The 19,653-nt window shown below is 43.2% G+C and carries 13 protein-coding genes and 2 pseudogenes; 8 read left to right on the plus strand and 7 right to left on the minus strand.

Features of this window, described 5'->3' with window-relative positions; all coding sequences use genetic code 11:
- Positions 1-68: 68 nt before the first annotated feature.
- From AB4154_RS09310 to AB4154_RS09340, 7 genes are all read left to right on the plus strand, one after another.
- The gene (locus AB4154_RS09310; RefSeq protein WP_017072165.1) at positions 69-1,808 is read left to right on the plus strand and encodes a bifunctional UDP-sugar hydrolase/5'-nucleotidase; all 1,740 of its coding nucleotides are present in this window, start codon (positions 69-71) and stop codon (positions 1,806-1,808) included.
- Between the two features lie 574 nt (positions 1,809-2,382).
- Positions 2,383-3,384, plus strand: coding sequence for a TerC/Alx family metal homeostasis membrane protein (locus AB4154_RS09315; RefSeq protein WP_017059813.1), 1,002 nt, complete (start codon positions 2,383-2,385; stop codon positions 3,382-3,384).
- A 313-nt stretch (positions 3,385-3,697) separates the two neighbouring features.
- Entirely contained in the window at positions 3,698-3,886 is a 189-nt protein-coding gene (locus AB4154_RS09320) for a hypothetical protein (protein ID WP_017059812.1), read from the plus strand.
- Between the two features lie 175 nt (positions 3,887-4,061).
- Complete coding sequence (locus AB4154_RS09325) at positions 4,062-4,802, plus strand: DUF1223 domain-containing protein (RefSeq protein ID WP_102319718.1); 741 nt, start codon at positions 4,062-4,064, stop codon at positions 4,800-4,802.
- Between the two features lie 201 nt (positions 4,803-5,003).
- Positions 5,004-6,293: a DEAD/DEAH box helicase gene (locus AB4154_RS09330; RefSeq protein ID WP_017059810.1), complete on the plus strand. Its 1,290-nt coding sequence runs from the start codon at positions 5,004-5,006 to the stop codon at positions 6,291-6,293.
- A 214-nt stretch (positions 6,294-6,507) separates the two neighbouring features.
- Entirely contained in the window at positions 6,508-8,226 is a 1,719-nt protein-coding gene (locus tag AB4154_RS09335) for an autotransporter assembly complex family protein (protein ID WP_029235239.1), read from the plus strand.
- 228 nt (positions 8,227-8,454) lie between these two features.
- On the plus strand, positions 8,455-9,219 hold the full coding sequence (locus tag AB4154_RS09340; RefSeq protein WP_372122775.1) for an aspartate/glutamate racemase family protein: 765 nt from the start codon (positions 8,455-8,457) through the stop codon (positions 9,217-9,219).
- 101 nt (positions 9,220-9,320) lie between these two features.
- On the opposite strand, the gene AB4154_RS09345 is transcribed toward AB4154_RS09340, so the two are convergent.
- From AB4154_RS09345 to AB4154_RS09375, 7 genes and pseudogenes are all read right to left on the minus strand, one after another.
- Positions 9,321-10,778 carry a phospholipase D family protein gene (locus AB4154_RS09345; RefSeq protein ID WP_372122777.1) on the minus strand — a complete coding sequence of 486 codons (1,458 nt, stop codon included), beginning with the start codon at positions 10,776-10,778 and terminating at the stop codon, positions 9,321-9,323.
- A gap of 84 nt (positions 10,779-10,862) precedes the next feature.
- Positions 10,863-11,513, minus strand: a pseudogene (locus tag AB4154_RS09350) (carboxylesterase/lipase family protein); the annotation flags it as partial.
- 278 nt (positions 11,514-11,791) lie between these two features.
- Positions 11,792-13,001 (minus strand): annotated as a pseudogene (locus tag AB4154_RS09355) (carboxylesterase family protein); the annotation flags it as partial.
- A gap of 251 nt (positions 13,002-13,252) precedes the next feature.
- Complete coding sequence (locus tag AB4154_RS09360; RefSeq protein ID WP_104216369.1) at positions 13,253-14,911, minus strand: hypothetical protein; 1,659 nt, start codon at positions 14,909-14,911, stop codon at positions 13,253-13,255.
- 326 nt (positions 14,912-15,237) lie between these two features.
- Positions 15,238-16,593 (minus strand): FUSC family protein, encoded by a 1,356-nt coding sequence (locus tag AB4154_RS09365; protein ID WP_017059804.1) that lies wholly within the window; start codon positions 16,591-16,593, stop codon positions 15,238-15,240.
- Between the two features lie 9 nt (positions 16,594-16,602).
- Entirely contained in the window at positions 16,603-17,469 is an 867-nt protein-coding gene (locus AB4154_RS09370) for an HlyD family secretion protein (protein WP_017059803.1), read from the minus strand.
- A 10-nt stretch (positions 17,470-17,479) separates the two neighbouring features.
- Positions 17,480-17,692, minus strand: a complete 213-nt coding sequence (locus tag AB4154_RS09375) for a DUF1656 domain-containing protein (protein WP_017059802.1) — start codon at positions 17,690-17,692, stop codon at positions 17,480-17,482.
- A 471-nt stretch (positions 17,693-18,163) separates the two neighbouring features.
- On the opposite strand from AB4154_RS09375, the gene aspT reads away from it, so the two are divergent.
- The coding region (aspT, locus tag AB4154_RS09380) for an aspartate-alanine antiporter (RefSeq protein WP_372122779.1) at positions 18,164-19,653 on the plus strand (1,490 nt) is incomplete at its 3' end.

Genomic DNA, 19,653 nt, shown 5'->3' on the forward strand with positions numbered 1-19,653 from the left:
GTTTCATAAAATTCACGATTCTGTCATGATTCTCGACCTAGTATGAAGGGACAAAGAGAGAAGAAAATATGACTAAAAAGAATAAGCCGACAAAAATAGTGTTGGCACACATCAACGACACCCACTCATACTTTGAACCAACCTCGTTACAGCTATCACTTAAAATGAACAACCACATCATTGAACCTTATGTCAGTGCTGGTGGCTTTGCTCGAATTTCAACACGCTTCAAACAAATAGAACAAGATGCCCAGCGTCAGAAGGTTGGAACCTTGTTCTTGCACGCTGGTGACTGCTTCCAGGGCACGTTGTACTTTTCCTTATTCAAGGGAAAAGCCAATGCCGATTTGTTGAATGCCCTTAATATAGATGCCATGACGCTCGGTAATCACGAGTTAGACATGGGTAATGAGCCCGTCGCGATTTTCGCGAAAAGAATCAAATTCCCGCTGTTGGCCGGTAACTGGAATCTATCGAATGAGGATATCAATAAAACTCATACGCTAGCGGACAACGACATTGTTAAGCCTTATCTGCCTGAAACACGAAGTGCTTCTTTTATAACGAAAGAGTTTGATGGCGAGAAGGTCGCAATATTCGGCTTAAGCATCGACAAGATGGCAGGCATCGCTAACCCAGATATCGATACACCGTTTGAAAATGCTTTGGAAACAGCAAAAGGGACCATTGAGCAAATCCATCAAGCAGGTATCAACAAGATTGTGTTACTTAGCCATCTTGGTTACGAAGCTGATTTAGAGTTAGCAGCCAACGTAACAGGTATTGGTGTCATCGTTGGTGGTCATAGTCATCGCTTACAAGGTGATTTCTCTGATATCGGCTTAGTTAAAGATGATGAATACGGTGTGAAAATTGGCGATACCTATGTTGTGCAAGCGGGTTTCCACGCCATGAGCTTAGGACACTGCGAAATCGAGTTCGATTCTCAAGGCAAAGTGACGCACTTCAATGGTAAAAACGAACTGTTATTAGGCCGTCGACTCTTTATAGACGCGAAACTGAGTGAAGTAGGGCAAGACGATGCCCACGATATGGCGTGTGAGTTTTTAAACAATCACCCTAATATTGCAGTGTGTAAGAAAGATCCTGAGCTGCAGAGCATTCTGACGGATAAATACCAGCCGCGAGTTCGAAAGCTTCAGCAACAAGTGATTGCTCATGCAGACACTAAACTTCGCCATGTACGTATTCCAGATGCTAAAGGCCCGAGTCAACTAGCCCCCTTGGTTGCTCAATCATTTCACCATCTAATGAACAAGAAAGGGCATCAGGTTGACTTTGCCATTCACAACGCCGGTGGTGTAAGAAATTCACTGAACAGCGGCGATGTCTCTGTTGCCGATATTGCCGGAAAACTACTACCGTTTGCCGTACCTATTGGTGTGTATGAAGTAAAAGGTGAAACGATCGCTTGCATGCTTGAAGGTGCAATCAATAACGCGATTGATAATGGTGTCGTGGGCACAGGTTCAGGTAGCTTTCCTTATACACATAATTTGAGGTTTTGTTACCACAAAGAAGCGCCTATAGGACACAGGATTCACCATCTAGAAATTCACTCTGATGATTCAGGTTGGCAAGCTGTTTCTCGCAACCGTATTTACCGGGGCGCGTCGTCAGCCTATACAATGAAAGGCAAAGAGGGCTATAACGCTGTGTTGGATATGATCGGTGATGGCACGGTCACCACTGACTCTATGGCAGACTGCTTCATCGAGTTTCTGCAAGACCACCCAGAGTCGCTTCAACTCAATGAACCGTTGAATTGTATGGAGTGTTTTAGATAACTAAAGCTGATACTGATATTTAACACTATTACTTTGGGTTATTTATAAAATTGGCATTGTTTATGCTTTATCTCTGCAGGTCGCCTTCTTGTGGAGATATGCATGGATAAGAAAGATTGGTTAGATGCGGTAGCGGTTGTCGGTTGGGTATCAGTTTGGTCAGCGTTAGTGTATTTAATACCTGCCGCAGGGCTGTAAATTGCTCTTTTTGCAACTTCATTACGCAGTGCAATATTGTGTTTGACTTGCGAATTTATTCTTAGAATCAATTCGCGTGTTTATTTGACAAAGTGGCATCAATCAGAAAGGAGCGTTTGCTCCTTTTTTGCTTTTTCCGTGCAAATTTATATAGACGAAACACAACCAGAGGATTATTATCCACGCGTTTGGGGAGTAGTTAGCGCAAGTTTACATATCGTCATCTCGTTAGGCCAAGAGTCTATCCGGTATGTAAAAGTGAAATCCCATATTTCACTTCAACGAGACCAACGCAATCACAGTCAAGATCCGTAATGGAGCTTGATATGCTTTGTTTGCGGAAGGTCTTTGTACAGTTCTTCCGCCCGGAGGAATAATGAACTCAACTCAATCTCTATTATCTACAAATAGTGAATCCTTTTTTTCATCGCCAATCATGACGACTTATGCGGGCTTTTTCCTGCTAACGGTTATTCTCGTCTCTATTGATATCTATCAGACTCGTGGCGGTAACGTTACTATCAAGAAAGCGGCAATCTGGAGTGTTTTCTGGTTTGTACTTGCGTTTTTGTTTGCTGGCTCGATTTACCTATTTTGGGACATTTATGCGCCGAACAGTGACTACACAGCGCAAAAAGCAACCGTGTCATTCATTACGGGTTACTTGTTAGAAAAATCCCTTAGCGTAGACAACTTGTTTGTTTTTGCGATGATCTTTGCTCAATACCAAGTTCCTGAGCATCTAAGACCTCGTGCGCTTCTTTGGGGCGTAATTGGTGCATTGGTGCTTCGTGCAATTATGATCGCACTAGGCGCACAGCTATTGGCGGAATATCACTGGGTGCTTTACGTGTTCGCTGCGTTCTTGATTGGTACAGGTATTAAGCTGGCATTAGACAAGGGCGAAGAGGAGAGTGTGAATACTCTGCCTGAAAAGCTACTTCGTAAAGTGATGCCGGTAACAGAGGACTTCCATGGCCCTGCATTAATGGTTAAACAGGGTGCTAAATGGGCATTCACTCCAATGATGTTGGTCATCGGTGCGATCGCAGTCATGGACGTGATGTTTGCATTAGACTCTATCCCTGCGATCTTTGCGGTAACACAAGAACCGTTCTTGGTACTTGCGGCTAACGTGTTTGCGTTACTTGGTCTTCGCTCGTTGTATTTTGTACTGCAAGGTATGATGGACAAGTTCATCTATTTGAAACCCGCGCTTTCATTCATCATGGTGTTCATTGGTGTGAAAATGCTTCTGGTTGATAGCGAGTGGGCTATCCCAACTTACTGGTCATTGGCGGTATTGGTTTCTACGATGACGATTGCGGTTATAGCGTCGGTTTATGCGAAGAAGCCAGGCATTGAACAAGTAAATTAAAAACAAATATAACTTATCGAAAAGTCGATAATGAACACGTGGCTGATGAAGTGGAAAATTTATTTATGTAAATTTTCTGTGACATTGGCCACTGTTGTTTGCGGGGTATTTGTACTAAATGCATGACTTAAACACTATATTGAATTTGTACTCACATAATCTGCATATCTATTTTGTGGTATTGTTAATGGTTTGTTTTATTAGAAAAACTAATCCCAAAATCTAATTTTAGTCATTTTTTAACCTGCAAAAGATCACCTATTATTCTTGTCATCAGAACGAAACACATTAATAAATTTATAGAGAGGCAATCATGGCTCAAGCAGTACAAATGAATACTATCGCTGTTCCTAACTCTATGGATAAGAAAACCTACTCGGTTAACTTCAAAGGATTGATTGCACACATTTTCGATATTCTTTTCGTAGACAACTCTCCACGTAGTTACTACGCAAGCGACCTATCTGGTCACATGCAACGCGATATCGGTATTAACCGTTAATCTCAGCGTTAACATGTAAATATAGAATTTTAAGAAAACGCCAGCCTCTAAAGCTGGCGTTTTTGTATCTGAAATAAACTCAATCTCTTCGTAAACTAAGCACCTGAAAGAAAAACCTAGGCATAACGGTCTGTATTTGAGCGCCATTCAATTCGCTTTGTACAAGGATCTCGGTATGTCACACGCCAAACGCAATTCATCATTGATTAAACTTTGTTTATTTGCCTTACCGATCGGCTTCTATTCCTCAGTGTCGCTTGCACAAACCTGGAGTAATGAAGGCCAGCCCGCACAGGTTATCGAGCTCTTCACCTCTGAAGGTTGTTCAAGTTGTCCACCTGCTGATCAGTACCTCAGTACTTTTGAAGACCATCCAAAACTTTGGACACAAGTTATTCCGCTTGCCTATCACGTCGATTATTGGGATTACTTAGGTTGGGGCGACAAGTTCGCGAGTAAGGCGTTTAGTCAGAAGCAACGACTGTATAAAGCTTATGGCGTAACAAGTGGGGTTTACACGCCGGGCTTTGTTGTCGATGGAAAAGAATGGCGCGGTTACTTTAACTGGTTAGACAGAACGTTGCCTTCGCTCAAACAACAAAATAACCCCAAGCTAACGGTCAATCATAAAGGCGATACGTTCAGCGTAAGTTACGAAGGCAAAGGGGATTATGTTGCTCATATAGCTTTACTGGCGATGAACGAAGTCACCAGCGTTAAGGCGGGCGAGAACAGGGGTAAGAAACTCGAACATGATTTTGTTGTGGTTTACGATGGTTATCAGCGTGGTGAGTCTGAATGGCAATTTAATATCAATTTTGAGCCACTTGTCGCTACACCAGACGCAGTCGCTGTTTGGTTAACCGAGCCGAATTCGTATGCACCGGAACAAACGGTAGCAGGTTGGCTGAACTAACTGCAACCCACGACAATTGTGTAGCTGGAATACTCTTAGACGAAGTTGGTACGGCGAGTATCGAGGTTCTCACATCGATAACTTCGCGTCTGACGGATATTAATCAGTGAAATAGAAGCGAAAGGGCGATTTAGTTACGTAATACTGCTGAAATACGTTAATATAGCGCGCTATTATTTTAGCTTTGAGTTCCTGCAATTAATGACTAACACCACTACACCAACCAACTTCTCTGATCTTGGCTTAATCTCTCCTTTGATGGCTCGTTTATCTGAGCTTGAATACCAACAGCCAACGCCTATCCAAGCGCAAGTTATTCCAAGTGTGTTAGCAGGACGCGATTTAATTGCAGGCGCAAATACCGGTTCAGGTAAAACCGCAGCATTTGCTCTTCCACTGTTACAAAAGATTCATGAAGATGCCCCTCTGGACCGTCGTTCAGGCAAAGGTAACTTTGTTTCTGGCCTTATCTTGGTTCCTACTCGTGAACTTGCTAAGCAAGTGGCTGACAGCGTTAAATCTTACGCTGTGCATTTCAATGGCGCGATTAAAACGGTTTGTGTGTTTGGTGGTGTATCGGTAAACACTCAAATGCAGGCGCTACGTGGCGGCACTGATATCTTGGTGGCAACACCGGGTCGTCTGCTTGACCTTATTTCGAGCAACGCTATCAAACTAGATAAAGTGAAAACGTTAGTGCTTGATGAAGCTGACCGAATGCTAAGCCTAGGTTTTACCGAAGAACTTGATGCAATCTTGAAGCTCTTGCCGAGCAAAAAACAAACCTTGTTGTTCTCTGCAACTTTCCCAGAGCAAGTTAAAACGCTGACTCACGAACTTCTAAGCGATCCAATTGAAGTTCAACTTCAAAGTGCCAATGCGAGCACACTGGTTCAACGTGTATTCGAAGTAGAAAAAGGTCGCAAGACAGCGTTACTCGCACACCTAATTCAACAACATGAATGGCGCCAAGCTCTGATCTTCGTTAATGCGAAGAACAGCTGTGAGCACCTAGCAGACAAGCTTTACAAGCGCGGTATCATCGCAGAAGTATTCCACGGCGATAAAGGGCAAGGTTCACGTACTCGTATCCTAGAAGATTTCAAATCTGGCGAGATTGACGTTCTGATCGCGACAGACATCGCGGCACGTGGTCTGGATATTGAGAAGCTTCCAGTGGTAATCAACTTTGACTTACCGCGTAGCCCGTCAGACTACATGCACCGTATCGGCCGAAGTGGTCGTGCAGGTGAAGTTGGTCTTGCGTTATCTCTGATCGATCACGAAGATTACCACCACTTCAAAATCATCGAGAAGAAGAACAAGATTCGTCTTGAGCGTGAGCAAATTGAAGGCTTTGAAGTGGATGAAGAAGCGACAGCTGAACTGATCGCAGCACTAAAACCTGTTGCGCCACCGGCCGGTACTGGCAAGAAGAAAAAGAAGAAGAAAGCTCCAAAAAACCAAGATGTGTGGCTGAACAACAACTGATCTTGAGTCAGCAAGCCATATAAATCAATAAGTAATAGACATTCAAAAGGTGCTTAATTGCGCCTTTTTTGTGTCTGTAGGGCTGGGATTTGAGTCGTTAATAAACGACTGTTGCAGTGTTAAACAACCCGATAAGCCGTTCGAAGGATAGCGTCCTCCATAAGAGATTCGGCGATTTAACGCTTTGCTCATAACCTGTTCGGGTTTTGAGCAATTGGGTAACCGCGTGAAGACCTCGATTAAACAATTAGTGCTGGCCACTTCATTTTTCCTGTTTACCCAACACTCTTCTAGTGCTGCTGAATTTGAGGTTAAAGGGGTTAATAAAACTCTCACCGAAAATGTAGAATTATATTTAGAACCTTTAGCCGATGTTCCTGCATCACAGCTATCGAAAACGAAGCTATCTAAACGTATTCAAGATGCACTCAACCCTTATGGTTATTATCACCCACAGCTCGATATCGACCTCAATGATTCTGATAACGTGATCATTAACATCGATTCTGGTCCTGTCATGCGCATCGCAGAATCGATAGTAAAAATAACAGGTGAAGCTAGCCTAGATGCGGAGTTCATCAATATACTCAATCAAAGCAAGTTAGGCTCAGGTTTAACTTTGTCTCACCAAGAATACGACCAAACTAAGCGTGCGATTTTCTCTTTAGCAAAGCGGAAAGGTTATTTTGACGGCAGGTTTATCGAGTCAAAGATTGAAGTTATTCCTAGCGAGAACATCGCGAATATACACTTGTATTTTGCAAGTGGTCCACGCTACAAGTTCGGTTCTATAAGTATTCCTGATGATGGGGTTGACCCTACTCGTATCGAGAAAATACCCACCTTTAAAAAAGGTGATGACTTTGACACCATCAAGTTAGGTGAACTGCAATCTGATTTGTCAGACACTCAATGGTTTCGAAGTGTCATCGTACATGGTGACTTTGACAAACTTGATGACAACCTAGAAGTTCCAATTGAAATCATTGCCGAGCCAAGTTCTCGAAATATCGTGCAGGTCGGTGGCGGCTATTCTACAGATCTCGGTTTACGCGCCTCTCTCAGTTGGTCAAAGCCTTGGTATAACCGGAGAGGCCACAGCTTTGAAACACAGACATATTTGTCTGAACAGGAGCAATCACTTCAGTTGGGGTACAAAATCCCCACAGAGAAAGTCACAACGGATTACTTTGGTATTCAGTTTGAATCGAAACGAATTGATCATCGAGACACCAATAGCTTTACAAACGATCTTAAGTTCGAACGTTACTGGCAATTAGACAGTGATTGGCAAAGCACCATTTATGTCAAATACTTGCACGAACAGTACCGTCAGGCGTCTGAGGAAGAGCAATCGCAATTACTGTTACCTGGCATCAGTTTTTCTCAGGTTGATCGTAAAAATGATCAGTTGGAGCTCAATCATCGACACATCTATTCTGTCGAGTATTCTGACCCTAGTCTGTTCTCTGACTCAAGGCTGTTGCGGTTGGAAGGAAACAGTGTCCTTTCATGGGATATTAGTGACAGGCAGAAGCTCCATTTCCGCTCCAACGTAGGCATCAACATTGCCAAATCATTATCTGATGTGCCGTCGTCACTGCGGTATTTTGCTGGTGGCGATGGAAACCTGCGAGGTTATGGTTACGAATCTATCTCCCCTAGAGACGAGAATGGTGAACTAACGGGGGCACGTTATATGTTAACTGCTGGGCTCGAATATCAGCATCAAGTCTATCGTTCAATTTGGTTGGGCGCATTTCTTGATGTGGGTGATGCATTTGATCAACAAGCGGATTGGAAGCGTGGGACGGGCGTGAGTTTGATTTGGAACTCACAGTTAATGCCAGTTAAGCTCGATTTTGCTTACGGCTTAGATGCGCCTGAAGGCGACGAATTTCGTATTCATTTTTCCTTTGGTACTCAATTCTGATTTTTGTACGCTGTTTATGCACTCGCGAGGATGAGAACCATCTAATAGGATTCAAGTAAATCGAAAGAGCGTAATAACCTTTGTGCTTTAGCAAACACAAAGGTAAAAACAATGAAAAAGCTACGATTCGGTGTATTTGGTAATATGGGCCCTGAAGCAGATGCTCTGTTCCAAGATATCGTCGCCAAGAAAGAAATTGAACACGGCGCACTTAAAGACTAAGACCACATGGCCATGATAGTGGTGAAAAACTCAGATATCCCCGATCGATCTGAAGTGATTAACGAAGGCGGTACCGATCCTGTGCCTGAACTGATTGAGTCAGCGTGCATTTTAGAACATGCCAATGTTCAGTTTGGCGTAATGACCTGTAACACCGCTCATTACTTTAGACCTGAGGTTCAAAAGCACACCAACGTTTATATCGTCGACATGCTTCAAACCACCGTTGATCAAATCAAAGAGCAGAACTCTGAATCTGTTGTTGGTATTTTATGTACCAACGGCACATACAATTCGGGAATCTATGATCGTTACCTAACGGACGCGAATCTGGTGTTCGTTAAGCCAGATTCCTTTGAGCAAGAGCATAACGTGCATAGTGCTATCTATGGTGAAGTAACCGGTGAGATGACAGAGTGTGGACAAGCAATCCGAGAAACCAACGGGATCAAAGCGGGCGAGTTTGAGCGTAATACCGCACTGCTTGCTGTAGCGATTCAATCCATCGTAGAGAAGGGCGTTGATACGGTTATTTGGGGATGCACGGAACTTCCTTTGGTTAGAAAGCAACTTGAAACGGCATTTCCAACAGTCACTTTTATTGATCCTATGGAAGCGGTATCTGAGCGTGTCGTTGATATTTACCGTCTCGCTGAGCAATATGTGGAGCGTGGACATGTGGATTACAACATTAATGATGTTAATTCGATCTTCACAACGCTTGATATGGTGAACTACGTAGCCCAAAGAGCGATGACCTACCGTCTATAAGCTCAGATACGTGTATTTGAAACATGAGAAAGCCGCGAATTACGCGGCTTTTTTACATTTGGACTGGAGAAAATTAAAAATTAAGATTCGAAGCTGAACACTTAAAGCTCGAACTCGCCATTCATTTTTCGAAATAACCAATCAGGTACCTTGTTCCATGAACTGTAGTTCGGGTTCTTAGTATGGATTTGTTCCTCTGAAGCCCAGATGGTGTCACCTGATTGTTCTCGCGACACAGCCCAGAACAACTCCTCTTTCTGACGTGTTAAGTAGTGTGTCACTTGCTTCGCAAACTCTTCACTGTCAACCAACACCCCAAACTCAACGTTGAGAAAGTCTGATCTTGGATCGAAGTTAGAAGAGCCAATATAGGTGACACGCTCATCTAAAATTACTGTCTTGTTGTGGTAGTAGGTATCAACATGAAAGTAGTGATCATCATTGATCGCTTGGCTTTTGTACTCATAGATACTTACGCCCTTGTCGAGTAGAGTCTCACGGTGTTTTTCGTAATACGCAGGCACAAAGCCCGAATCATTAGAAGCCGATGAATTCGTCAGTAAGGTGACTTCGGCTTCGCTCTCTCTAAGTGCATCGACGAATACAAACTTGTTATCGCTTGGCACCATATAAGGCGTAGAAATAATAACCTTAGAAGGTGTCGGTACTTTTTGCTTCATCAAGTGTTCAATACGTTGGCGAAAGTAGGGCTTGTTGTCATTGAGTTTCTCCAGTGAGTCAAATACCGGCGTGACAGAGGCTGAAATGAACTTCGGTTGGTTTAAGCTCTTTATCTGCCTTTCGACTTCAGACGTGATCAATGCTTGATTCTTTTCACCTTTGTTCAACGCTTTGGTGAACGCTTGGTATTGCTCTTTCTCTTTGATTTTAATGCGTTCTTGAATTGGCACTACATGCTCACTGTTCCACAACGCTTGGTAGTTTCGGTCGAAAGCAGCAATCACGTCGCCTTTAAACAGCACATCCATATCAAAGAAGTTGGCACTTTCGCTGTAGCCAAAGTAGTCATCACCGATGTTGCGCCCACCGAGGATCATCGATTGGTGATCAACGTTAAAGTATTTCTCATGCAGTCGATTATCTAACTGTTTTTGATGAGTAGAGAAGTTGAGCGCACGACCAATCCAGCCAGCTTTACGTGACTCAAAAGGGTTGAACAGTCGAATCTCAATATTGGCGTGTGAGTCCAACTCCGCAAGCCATTTGTCATTGAATACCAACAAGTCATCCAGTGTGAGGCGCACGGCCACATCGCGGTCAGCGGCGTGTTTCAGCTCGTTTAACAGCATCAGACCCAGAGTGTCGTTTTCCCAAGAGAAGTAAGTCATATCAATCGAGTGTTTTGCTTGGCGAACCAGATCAATGCGGCGCGCAAAGGCTTCAGGTGCATTCGGGATCAAATAGATTTGAGCTTGATGTTCTGTGCTTTGCCAGTTAGCTTCGAAGTCGGGTTCAACATCGGGGTAAGGTTGGGCACATCCTGTGACCAAAGCAATCAACATTATTGTGCATGCTGTTTTTAGTTTGCTAAGTGTCATAACTAACCTGCGTTTAAACATAAAATTTGGATATAGAAACGGCCAGCGAGCTGGCCGTTAAAGTAGGAAGGGTGTTGAATATGTTTAGTTTAGGTACCAGTCCCAAGGCATAAGACCTTGCTCTGCTAGACCCGTTAAGCGACCTTCACGAAGCTTAGGATCAACACCTGGGTTTGTGACATAGTCCCAGTCGAAGGTAGTGCTGTTGTCGCTGAATCCTGCACCATCAATGACAAGCACATTGTCGGTAGCATCGCTGTACTGGTAGCTCTGGAACAATTCATCGCTAAACCAAAGACGCGACATTTCGTTCATAAGGGCTTTATCTTTGCTTGATGGATTTACTTCGCTTCCATCAAAACGTACAGCTTTGTTGAACATAAATGGCAGTTCTGAACCGTTACATGCACCGCTGATGCAACCAATCGTTTTGAATAGATCAATGATTGACAGTTGGTCGTATTCGCCCGTTTCTTCATTTAGACCTGTTTTATAGTTCCACATGTTAAAGCTTGGTTTGTGCTCAAAGTGGTATAGCGTTGCTTCTACTTCGCTGTTTGCTGCCATATAACGAGCTGGGCCATTGAACAAGGTGTCATTTAGCAGGGTTTTAAATTGCTTCATGTTGTCAAAAGCGCCACCTAAGCTAGATTCTGAATTAGGGAAAAAGTCAGTTAGGTTTAAAACTTTATTAGTTTGTTCATGGCCGTTTAATTCAATATCTACATTTTTTACGATACATTCGATTACCTCTATTGGGTCGTCTTTAGCTAGACAAATTGGCGTAAGAACTCCTATATCAACAGATGAATCCATCCCCCAAAATAGTTCACTAACAGCTGTATATGCAGTGAGTGAAAGACCTTCATTTGCAGCAACGTCCTTAGAACTCATGTTATTTATTCTTGCCAATAAACGATCTTGATTGTGCTCATCATCTAGCCATTTCAACGCATCTAAGGCAATGGCCTCTGAGCGCTTACCTTTTATTGCTTCAGTTGAAAGAAATTCGTCAATGATAGTTGGAATCAAAAAGGTCACACTGAACAACATCCCAAAACTATTTGCTTCATGAGCATTGTTTCCCAAAATCGTTTGTACAGAAAGATCAGAATTTAGTGGTGATTTAGATGGTTCTATACATATTGCCTCTGACTCATCAGTGGTAGCAAGTGACTCACAACCTAGATAAGGAGCAAATGGCATCAGTGTTTGCATAGGGGTCTTTCCTGATTTGGGGCCTACTTCTAACTCTTGACCCAAATAAGAAACTGAAACCGATAGCGAACTCAATAACCAATTTTTTAGCTGTTCAATACCATCCAAAGCTGTTTCTTGCGACGCCATGATCTTGTCAAGCGAAGTGTCTGCTGTAAAACCCTTACTGCGATCTTTTGCAACGTCATAGCTAGGATACTCAAAACCATACGGGTTGCTCTGCATGATGGCACGTTGGAAATATTGACCTGCGATATCGTCATCTTGCTGCAAGAAACCAATAGACATAGCGCCTGAGCCTTGACCCATAACGGTTACGTTTTGAGCGTTACCACCGAAGTCAGCGATATTATTGTGTACCCACTCCAAGGCACGCTTTTGGTCACCTAGGCCATAGTTTCCATCTTCGTTCTCGCCTTTAATCCATTGAGTACCTAACTGACCAAGACGGTAGTTGAAGCTTACGTAGATGAAAGGCTTACCATCGTCGCTTCCTTGAGCAACCACGGTATCACCTTGGATGAGCGGCTCTGCACCAGAACCGTATTCGAAATCACCACCGTGAATGAATACATAAACCGGTAGGTCTGCATCAGCATCTACGCCTACTGGGCGCCAAATGTTCAGATTCAAACAGTCTTCAGATTGTGTCTGTGAAACGGTCTTCAATTGAGGACATGCATCACCAAACGAAGTGGCATCAATGTCACTCCCAAGATCAACCATTTCACTGTGCTCAAAACGCTCTGCATCGGCAAACTTAATGCCTTTAAAAGACTCAACAGAAGCCAGTTTATCGTCTTCGGTATTAGATGTAACAACCAGCTCTTCTTTGGTCGCAGTAATCATCACATCGCCGATTTGAGTGGTAAAGGTTTCTGAAGGGGCAGGTACGAGAGGTTCAGGTTTGTCTGGCATTGGAACCGTTGGTTCAACGTCTGTGTCACAACCAGCAAGAGCGGCCGCAATAGCGAGCGCGATGAGAGAACGATATGCAATAGTCATAAAAAAGGTGTCCACAATAAAATTTGGTAAAGTAACGAACAGCGCATCGATACCGTCAAACCTGTCCTTCCATCAGGTGATTCGCTCCATCATTGGTGCGTTTGACGTGGTTGTTTATTTCACTTGCTCTCTGTTGAAAACAAGGGGGCGCAATGTCGTTGGTATGATGTCGGCGCAAGTAAACGTGAGATTTACACCGATATCAGAGTTCAATGAGCTAAGAGCTTATTAGGTCTAGAAGATCAAACGTTCTAGAAGCGATAGCCAAGGTTCAATGTCACAGCCGAACGAGTTTCACCTTTGTTGTACAACACGGTCATGTTGTAATGCTTGCCAATCTGTTTGTTGACTCCGGTTAAAAATGCCCACTGGTTAATGTCGACACCAACGTCGTAATCAAACTCAATATCGTCTGTCTTTACAGTACCTTGCATACGTGAATCTAAACCTTGGTATTCAGCACCAACGAAGAATTGAGCGCGATAATCAACTAATTGGTAGCCCAACATTGGCTGAATCGTGACAATGCCGTCACCCCAATCATCCATCCCTTTCAGACGGGTTTGTGAATAGGTGCCGGTCAGTGATGCAAAGAACTCTTTGTAACCAACAGATAGTGTTGTACCCGCACCGCGTAAGTCATATTCGAGATGCAGTGGTACATTTAAACGCCCACTGTTACACAGTGCTGATACGCCCTCGCACAGTTTGTCACCTAGACCAGGTAGTTTGTTATTGAGTTTATCTTGTAGATATTCTCCCGCAGCGCCGGTGTAAGAGGCATCAACATTCGCGTCAACGTTTACCTTTCCTACATATCCGAATACATTCCAGAACGGCAGAATATTCACATCACCACGTATTGAAAGACTTTCTGCTTTAACCGTTGCAACGCTATCTTCAGGGTCGAACAGGTCATTCAAGCGCACACCGCCAATCACGTAATCGGTCATAGGAAGGTTCATGTCTTGATTGCGATAAGCAACTGAAACACCGAATGGTAATGGCAAATCGATACCTTGACGACGCACCATGTCACCCATTAAAGGGAATACTCGATCTAACTTAACACTCGCTTCTTGCATACGAGGATCTGAAACTTCTTTTAGACGCTCTTCATGCAGGACATTAACGCCGTTGTCGTCTTCATAAATTGCGACGGGTTCAGTTACAGCGCTCATGGTCATCGGTTTCGTTTTAGACGTACCCTCGATGTTAGTTGTCTTACGTTCAATAACGACTTTACCAGAGTCTAACGTTTGGAAATCAATCACTTGGTAATAGGTATCGACTTTTGACTTACCAAGATTAAATGGCTTGTCGTTGGTGATTACCATGCGTTTTGGTGTGCCGCCTACAAGTTCAATATCAACATTCAAGAAACGGAAATAGGCGATGTCTTGTGGTAAGCCGTATTTCGAATAGTTGAAGCTAATGGTCACGTCGCCGTTGTCTTTTTCATTGACTTTCACTGACGATGGATCGAAGCTTTCTGCATAATTTCTTAGTCGATACTCAGTGCGCGTAAACTCTTCAATTTCATCGATCAGTTTTTCGTTTTCATCCAGCTCTTGCGGGTTGTATTTGACGCGCAGGTCGATGTTGCCTTTGCTGTCTGTGTTTTTTATCAGATAGACGCTTGAGTCACGAACCTCATCGCCAATTTGTATGGTTCGATGTGCGTGTTCAACTAGGTGTTCGCCCTGTACGAGCGAACTGATTGCTAGCTTTGGTAAATCATGACTGATGCCATATTTGTCAAATAGTGCTCGACCCTTTTCCATAACTTCGCTGTAAGTATTGGTTTCTGCCGCAGACGCAAAATTGGGGGTGGTAAGTAATAGGGCGCTCGCTAACACAGAAAGAGTATGGGTCTTACAAGCGCTGGTGCGTATTTCAAAAAAACTCATGACGGTTTCCACGCTGAGTGGCCTCAAACCTTCGAGACTCAAACAGTCGATGTAATACTGAACGTCGTGTTCAGTTGTTATGTATTTATCCGTTAGGATTGCTAGTGTGAATGTCGCGACTAAAAATGCATTGCGTCAATCAATGAGAGGATTTTAAGAGGAGGTGGCAGATCGCGTTAATCGCTTTTGATGGACGCTATCCTCACTTAGTAATAATTAGCGTTAATCAATTGATTTATAATGATTTTCAATAGATAAAAAAACGGCCTGTGAAGTAAAAATACTTGGCAGACCGTTTTGTTGTGAGTTGTTAAGCGCATTTAGTTCTAAGCAGTTACCCTCACTCTAAATAGATCAGTAAACAACTTCGCTATCATCAGAATAATCAAAATGTTTACGAGCATCAAAAGTGGCGTTTCAATTCCATAAACAGGTGTGAGGTTGAGCGCACCAGATGTGAGAACAACTAATAAGTTAATACCCAATATTCGGTGTACCATGAGCTTAGGTGTCGCGAACACTTTCCATATCACCATAATGTTAAGGAAGTAGAATAGTCCCAGCTCCCATAGTTCTGTCATTAATGGCATCACAAAGATGTATTGCAACAGAACCACCGACCCTGTACCCAACACACCATAAAAAGCGTCCTTAATAACGCTTGGTGGCATGGTCGGCACCATAGAAGAGAATACACCGGCTAACATAGGAAATATGAAACCACCTGGAACTGGAAGATAAATCCAAACCAACAGCGATGTGATAAACATCGACACGCCTTGCAGCACTTTGCGCCCATCTTCATTCAAATGTTCAACAAACGTGCGATGTGCATGATGCCAAGACACGTCTTTATGATCACCTATGACATTGAGTTCACCCTCAACAAGAGATTGTTCTGGTGTTAATACATCGAACGTCTTCAAGTTGTGAGTAAGAACTGCCCATTGGATATCTAAGTCTGATTCGCTGTTACTTTGTTTGAGTAATGTATCTTGGATATGTGCCATTTCATCGATACGCAAGCGCCATGTTTGGATGTTCTCTTTAAGGTGGTAGCTTCCGGTCAGTGGCAGATCTAAAAGTTGATACAGCTTATCAATATTCGCGGTGTTGCTTTCAAGTGCGGCAATGTCGATGTTGTCTGTTTTTTCCATCGCATCTAACAACGCTTGTTTACTGGTTTCGAAACGTTGTACAAAGTTGAGTTCAGTATTCACAGGCCACACGATGCGATACACAATAGAGAACACAACAACACCTAATAGTGTTTCTTGAAGTCTAAGTACAGCAAAGTGAAAGGTGGTTTGGTTATCAAACCCGCCCATACAAGCAACAATCGAACACACGGTAAATCCTATTGAAAAGATGTAGCCGTATTTCTCGTCACTAGACATGAAAATACAAGTGCCTAAGAACACGGTAAGAAATGTTAGAAACAAAAATCGATCTTGTGAAAACATCGCAATGAGGAAAAAGGCATAACCGGTCCCTAACAAGGTTCCCATTAACCGGTTATGGCCTTTGTTTATTGAATGGGCGAAGCTCTCGTTCAATGCCATCACTGCGACGGCTATCGCAGCCCAATACGGTTTTTCCCAACCAAACCACAACGCTAGGCAGATTGCGATAACGATAGAGAGTGCGACTTTAATCGCGTCTTTAGTCGATGCAGTGAACATAAGAATCACCTAGCTATTTTTGATTATTTTGATCGAGGCAGTCATACCAACACGCAGTTGTACGTCTTCTGGTATTTTGTCTAACTTCACTTTGATAGGGATGCGTTGAGCTAGGCGTATCCATTGGAAGTTTGGATTCACGTTTGGCAATAAATCATTACCTGTGCTGCCGTCTTGCTTCGCGATACCAAAACCAATACTTTTGATATGTCCTTCTAGCTGAACATTGTTGTGCATCATTAAGGTCACATAAGCAGTGTCCTGAGCATCGACACCGACTAAATCAGTCTCTTTGAAATAACCTTCAATCCAGAAGCTATCTTCATCAATTAGCGCAACCACAGGTGAATTCGCGACAACTTGAGAGCCAACACGTAGGTTCAGATTGGTGATATAGCCGTTAGTAGGCGCATATACCTTGGTGTACTCAAGGTTGAGATGTGCTTCTTCTACGTTCGCTTTTGCCAGTTCGACATTTGCGGCGCTGGTTTCTACCGCGTTGTTCAAGTTGTTTAGTGTCAGCACGGGCACGGCACCGGGCGTTCTTTTCTCTAAATTCAACGCGCGTTGCTCTTCGTTTTTGGCTTTGGCGAGTAGGGCAAATGCTTGTTTTTGAGTCGCAAGTGCTTTTCTGTAGGTCGCCTTGTAAATACTCGGATCGATCTCAAAAAGAAGATCGCCTTTTTTTACCTTCGAGTTGTCTTCGACATGCACTTCAATGACTTGACCCGTGACTCGAGGTGTAATCGAGACGATATAAGCGCTGACTTGTCCGTCTCTGGTCCATGGGTTACTTGAGTACGACTGGTAATAGCTATAAACCACAGTTCCCGCAGCAGCCAATAATAAAAGTGTGATGAGATAACGTTTGATCACAGTAAGTGCCTCAAAAAATGGTAATAAAATGGCCGATAGCGCCAGTAAAAATCACGATCAAGCTCAGTTCTGCTATTGCAGGAAAGGCGACGTACTTATGAAGGCCAAACCGTGTCGCGATTGACCCTGTTAGCATTGTCAGTATGTAAGCCAGTGCGATAACCAATAACAGCGGTGGGAAGTAGACTTCATCCCACACAAGCTCATGCGGCATGGTATTCATGGTTCTGTTCTCTATTTGTTTGATGAATGCAACGATAACGGAGTTCGATTTATTGTGATAATCGCTTATAGAGGATCGTACCCATCAAAATCCAACTTTATTCGGTGATTATGCCAACTGCCTCTTTGTTGAGAGCCGTAAGCCAGTAAAACAACGGTAGGTAGGTTGTCGTTCTTGAAGTGGAAACACTTAATTGAAATTGATTTCGAAAATCATCTACTTTTGCCGGTTTAAGATAAATCTATTTAAACCAATCACTTAAGGTGTAAATTGCACTTCAAAAACTATGCGAACAGTTAAAGTGATGATTTGATCCATCAAATGGGATTACATAATAAAACCTTTTGTTCTTAATATTCGGTTCGAAGCAACGAGATGCTTTATTTATTTTGAATAATCCAACAAATATCATTATTAAGTTATTCGTTAGATTATTTACTCCTTATATTTAGTAACAAGAGTAAATTTGTCATGGACATTATTTCTAATCTGTTTGACATGGCACCATTTGTCGCACTATTTATTACACTCTCATTGGGTTATATGGTTGGTAAAATTACTATCGGCCGATTTGTTTTAGGCGGTGTGGCCGGAACATTATTAATGGGCGTAATTATTGGGCAATTTGGTGTTCAGATTGATCCCGGCGTAAAAAGTATTTTCTTTGCGCTCTTTATTTATGCTGTGGGTTATCAAGGTGGCGCACAATTCTTTAAAGCGCTTAACTTTAGAACCATCAACATTCTGTTGTCTGCGGTTGTTATGACGGTTTCAGGCTTATTGTGTGTACTTGCCGCTGCGTGGTTGTTTGACTTAGATAGAGGTACTGCTGCGGGCCTAGCTGCCGGTGGTTTAACTCAGTCTGCGATCATTGGTACTGCAGGCGATGCGATCGCCCGTTTGGGTGGTGTGTCTGAAGAAGCCAAACATCTGATGCAAACTAACGTTGCTGTTGGTTACGCTGTAACATACATCTTTGGTTCATTAGGTCCAATCCTAATGGTGACATGGGTATTCCCAACACTAATGAAATGGGATATCCGCGCTGAAGCAATCAAAATGGCAGAAGCGAACTCAGATGGTAATGCAGAGCTTGGTGCTGGTGAATTCAATGCGATGACAAAACTTGAGACTCGCGCTTTTGAAATCAAAGCAGAGAGCAAACTGAATGGTTTGACACTAGCCCAAATCAATCAAGATTCAATAGACGCATGCATCGAAGTTATCGAGCGTGATGGCAAAGCGATTGAAGCAGACAAATTTACTAAGCTTCAACAAGGCGATGTTCTGGTTATCACAGGTACTCGTAAAGCCATTGGTCAGTTGAAAGGTGACTCTGTTGGCTCTGAAGTTGTGCTTCCAGAAGAGTACGAAGTCATTGAAGAGAACCGTCAGCTTATCGCAGACAACAAACAACTGATTGGCCGTACACTAGGTCAAATCAAATCAGAAGCGAACAAAGGCACTTACCGTGGTGTTTATGTGACTGACTACCTTCGCGAAGGTGTATCAATCCCAGTTCACGCTGACCTTGTTGTTAAGAAAAATGATGTTATTCAATTAACTGGCTCACCAAGCGATATTAATCGTGTTCAAGGTACAATCGGTAAGCCAATGAACTCAGCAACAATGACTGACTTCATTGTACTAGGCATGGGTATGGTATTGGGTCTTTTGATTGGCCTAATCAACTTCAAAATTGCAGGTATTCCGGTCACTATCGGCTCTGGTGCAGGCTGTCTAGTGTCAGGTCTGATTGTTGGTTGGTTACGCAGCCGTAACCCACATGTGGCGCAATTCCCAGAATCAGCAGCAAGCTTTATTCGCGACTTCGGTCTAGCAGCATTCGTGGGTATCGTTGGTCTTGAGGCTGGCCCTCAAGCGGTAGACACCATCAAAGAACACGGTATGAGCCTACTATTCTTGGGTGTTGCGGTAACCATCATTCCACAGATTATTTC

It is taken from the genome of Vibrio sp. 10N.286.51.B11 (assembly GCF_041469245.1).
GTDB lineage: Bacteria > Pseudomonadota > Gammaproteobacteria > Enterobacterales > Vibrionaceae > Vibrio > Vibrio crassostreae_C.